Source organism: Deltaproteobacteria bacterium PRO3 (assembly GCA_030263375.1).
Lineage (GTDB): Bacteria > UBA10199 > UBA10199 > DSSB01 > DSSB01 > DSSB01.
The window spans coordinates 1-4178 of sequence record SZOV01000164.1 but is presented as its reverse complement, the minus strand read 5'-3'; the positions used below and the strand labels follow the sequence as shown (position 1 = coordinate 4178).

General features: G+C 63.8%; 6 protein-coding genes. All 6 read left to right on the top strand.

Features of this window, described 5'->3' with window-relative positions; all coding sequences use genetic code 11:
* Positions 1-546 (top strand): hypothetical protein (locus FBR05_14925; GenBank protein ID MDL1873472.1); only part of this gene is annotated, 546 nt, incomplete at its 5' end.
* Positions 476-931: a ribosomal-protein-alanine N-acetyltransferase gene (gene rimI, locus FBR05_14920; GenBank protein MDL1873471.1), complete on the top strand. Its 456-nt coding sequence runs from the start codon at positions 476-478 to the stop codon at positions 929-931. The genes FBR05_14925 and rimI, both read left to right, overlap by 71 nt.
* The gene (locus tag FBR05_14915) at positions 928-1689 is read left to right on the top strand and encodes a dihydroorotate dehydrogenase electron transfer subunit (protein MDL1873470.1); all 762 of its coding nucleotides are present in this window, start codon (positions 928-930) and stop codon (positions 1687-1689) included. Before rimI ends, FBR05_14915 begins: the two co-directional genes overlap by 4 nt.
* Before the next feature lies 1 nt (position 1690).
* Positions 1691-2599, top strand: coding sequence for a dihydroorotate dehydrogenase (locus FBR05_14910; GenBank protein MDL1873469.1), 909 nt, complete (start codon positions 1691-1693; stop codon positions 2597-2599).
* A gap of 105 nt (positions 2600-2704) precedes the next feature.
* Entirely contained in the window at positions 2705-3301 is a 597-nt protein-coding gene (locus FBR05_14905; GenBank protein MDL1873468.1) for an HNH endonuclease, read from the top strand.
* Between the two features lie 37 nt (positions 3302-3338).
* The coding region (locus tag FBR05_14900; protein ID MDL1873467.1) for an RluA family pseudouridine synthase at positions 3339-4178 on the top strand (840 nt) is incomplete at its 3' end.

Sequence of the window (4178 nt, the reverse complement as noted above, 5' to 3'; positions counted from 1 at the left end):
AAATCCTCCCTGTTAAACGCCGTCTTCAAGAAGCCTTTGGCCCGGGTCAGCAAGGCGCCCGGCAAGACCCGCTCGGTCAATTTTTACCGCTGGGGACCCAGGCTCTGCCTGGTCGACGTCCCCGGCTACGGCTTCGCCCTACGCGGCCGCGAGGAGCGGGACGCCTGGAAGGAGCTGATGGCGGGCTTTTTCGACCGAGTCCCGGACACGGCCCTGGCCTTCCTGCTCCTTGACAGCAAGCGGGAGCCGGAGTCCGAGGAGTTCGGCCTGATCGACGCCCTGCACGAGCGGGGCGTCTCGACGCACCTGCTGCTCACCAAGTGCGATAGGCTCAACCAGGCCGAGCGCGAGGCCCGCCGGCGCGGCTTGGAGGCGCAATTCCAGGTGCCGGGCCGTGAAATTCCTTTGACGTGGAGTTTCGTCTCGGCCAAAACAGGGGAGGGCGTCGACGCCTTGAGGCGGCGGCTGCTCGACTATGCCAAAGAGATTCCGATTTCAGCTCCGACCCATGACCCGCAGCGATCTCGACGCGGTGCTGGACATTGAGCGCCGCAGCTTCGAGCAGCCCTACAGCCGGGAGATCCTCGCCCAAGAGCTGAAAATTAAGGCGGCTCATCTCCGCGTCGCGACGTACCGGCGCAAGGTCATCGGCTACATCGATTTTTGGCTGGTGCACGACGAGATGGAGCTGATCAGCGTCGCCGTGCACCCCGATTTCAAGCGTTGCGGCGTGGGGGAGGGGCTGATGCAAGAGATGATCCGCTTCGCCCACCAAAACGAGGCGCGTTTCATCTACTTGGACGTGCGCCGCTCCAACGAGGCGGCCCAGCGTTTGTACGAGAAGTTCGGCTTCGAGAAGGCCGGTGTCCGGCGTCGCTACTACAGCGACAACCAGGAGGACGCCATCATCATGAAGAAGGTCTTGGAGTGAAAGACAAGCTTTGCCAAGTCGCCTATCACGTAGCCCTGCAGGAGGGATATTTCCGGATCGGTTTGGAGACCGGCTGGGAGTCCTTCGTTCCGGGCCAGTTCGGCATGCTCGAGGTCCCTCGCCAAGACGGCGTCCTCTTGCGCCGCCCCTTCAGCTTCGCCCGCCAGCTCGGCGGCACCACCGAGATCCTGTATAAGGTGGTGGGGCGGGGCACCGAGGCCCTCTCCAAGGTCGCGACCGGACAGTCGCTGCGTCTGCTGGGCCCGTTGGGCCGGGGCTTCGAGGACGTGGCGGCGGAAGGCGACCGCGTCGGCGTCGCCGGCGGTTACGGCATCGCGCCCTTCCTGCAGCAGGCGAAACGGCTGAAGGCCCAGGGCCGGGTGCTCCACCTTTTCTACGGGGCTAGGCGTGCGCATGATTTGCTTTATTTACAAGAGCTTAATGAACTAGAGGTAAAGTTACACATTACCACCGAGGACGGCTCGCAAGGCGAGCGGGGGCGGGTGACCGAGCTCCTCGCCAAGGTCTACGCCGAAAGCTCCCCCGCCGTCGTCTGGTCCTGCGGCCCCCTGGGCCTCTTGCACGCGGTGCAGTCTTGGGCCCTCCCGCGCGGCGTCCCCTGCGAGCTCTCCGTCGAGGAGACCATGGGCTGCGGCACCGGCGTCTGTCTGGGCTGCGTGGTGAAGGATCAAGCCGGGCGCTATCGCCGCGCCTGCATCGAGGGGCCGGTCTTTGCCGGAGAATGCCTGAAGTTTTGATATGGTCGATCTGTCCGTCCAACTGGGAAATTTAAGCCTGAAGAACCCGATGATCGCCGCCTCCGGCACCTTCGGCTACGGGGAGGAGCTCAACGACTATTTTCCGGTCGAGAAGCTCGGCGCGGTCAGCACCAAGGGACTGAGCCTCAAGCCCCGCGAGGGCAATCCCATGCCCCGCATCGTCGAGACGCCCTCCGGGATGATCAACGCGATCGGCCTGCAGAACGTCGGCATCGAGGCCTTCATCCGCGACAAGCTGCCCTTTTTGGAAAAGCGGGGCGTGGTGGTGATCGCCAACATCTTCGGCAACACCTTGGACGAGTACGTCGAGATCGCCCGGATGCTCGACGCCACCTCGGTGCAGGCCGTCGAGTTAAACATTTCCTGCCCCAACGTGAAGGCGGGAGGGATGGAGTTCGGCAACGACCCGAAGATGGCCGCCAAGGTCACCGAGGCCGTGCGCCGCGCCTTCCGTCGCCACCTGATGGTCAAGCTCTCGCCCAATGTGACCTCCATCGTCGAGATCGCCAAAAACGTCGAAGCCGCGGGGGCCGACTCGCTCTCGATGATCAACACCATCACCGCGATGGCGATCAACACCAAGACGCGGCGGCCCATGATCGCCAACCGGGTCGGCGGCCTCTCCGGTCCCGCCATCCGTCCGATCGCGGTGCGCATGGTCGCCCAGACCTATCCGGAGGTGAAGATCCCCATCGTCGGCATCGGCGGGATCGTCAACGCCAACGACGCCCTCGAATTCTTCATCGCGGGCGCGGCGGCCGTGCAGGTGGGCACCGCGACCTTCATGGCCCCCGACGCCTGCAGCCGGATCCTGGACGAGCTCGAGGCCTACCTCGTCGCAAGCGGCATCGCTTCCCTTCGAGAATTGACCGGCACCCTCCAGCCCTAACCGAAGTGTCGATTGACAAATTCGCCTTTCTCGTCAATTTATGAGGAAATGGCCGGATTTTGCTCCTGGGACTGACGCGATGAGCCATTACGCAAAGGGGCCTGGATGCTTTCCAGCAACGTCTTGGTGCTCAACCACTCCTACTTTCCGGTGCACGTCACCTCGGTGCGCCGGGCGCTGGTGATGCTTTATCAGGGCATCGCCAAGGTCGTCGACGAACAATACAAAACTTTCGACTTCGAGACCTGGCTCGACTTAAGCGTCGAGCGCCACCACGAGAGCATCGGCCTGGTCGACCGCCTGATCCGCGTCCCGCGGGTCTTGCTGCTCAGCAGCTACGACCGTCTGCCGAAGAAGAATGTCCGCTTCTCGCGCTACAATATCTACCTGCGCGACCGTAACACCTGCCAGTATTGCGGGCATTCCTTTCCCAAGTTCGAACTCAACCTCGACCACGTGATTCCCCGTTCGCGTGGCGGCAAGACGACCTGGGACAACGTCGTCTGCAGCTGCATCGACTGCAACCGCCGCAAGGGCGGTCATCTCCCCGAAGAGGCGGGGATGCGCCTCTTGAAGCGGCCCGTCAAACCGCATTGGGGGCCCTTGAGCGATTTTCTCGGCAAGGGAGTTCCCTACCACCAGTGGAAGCCTTTCCTCAACGTGGTGGACTTCAGCTACTGGAATCTGGAATTGAAGGATTGAAATTGCGGGCGCCCCGCAAAAGCGTTAAACCTGGGCCGTGACGGAATCGCAATCCAAGTCCTTCGTGGTGGCCGCGGAGCGGGCCGGACAGCGGCTGGACCGCTACCTGGCGGCGGAGTGCCCAGGCATCAGCCGTTCCCAGCTCAAGCACCTGATCGAAGCCGGAAAGGTCACGGTCGCGGGAAGGGCGGTCAAGCCCTCGCATGCGCTGCGCGGTGGCGAGCGGGTGGCCCTGACGATCCCGCCCCCGGAAGTCCCGGTCTTGGTCCCACAGGACATTCCCCTGAACATCCTCTACGAGGACGCCGACCTCCTGGTCCTGGACAAGCCCGCCGAGCTGGTCGTCCATTTGGGGGCCGGCGTGAAGGAAGGGACCTTGGTCAACGCCCTGCTGCACCACTGCCGGGATCTGTCGGGGATCGGCGGCGTCGCACGACCCGGCATCGTGCATCGCCTGGACAAGGGGACCTCGGGATTGCTCGTCGTCGCGAAGAACGACCGTGCTCATCAGGGGCTTTCGGCACAGTTCCAGTCGCGACGGGTCGCGAAGACCTATCTGGCCTTCGTCTGGGGCAGCCCTCGCGACGCCAGCGGAAAGATCGATGTGCCGCTCGGGCGCAGCGAGCGGGACCGGAAGAGAATCGCCTCGCATGGCCGCAAACTGCGCCCCGCGGTGACGCGGTATCGTGTCCTGAAGCGCTGGCCGGCCATAGCCTTGCTCGAATTGAAGCCCGAGACCGGCCGAACCCACCAACTGCGCGTGCAATTGGCCGAGCTGGGGCACCCCATTGTCGGCGACCCGACCTACGGCCGCCGGCACCTCAAGGCCTCCGAGCTTTCCCCCGAGTTGACGGCGATCCTGAAGGAAACGCCTTTC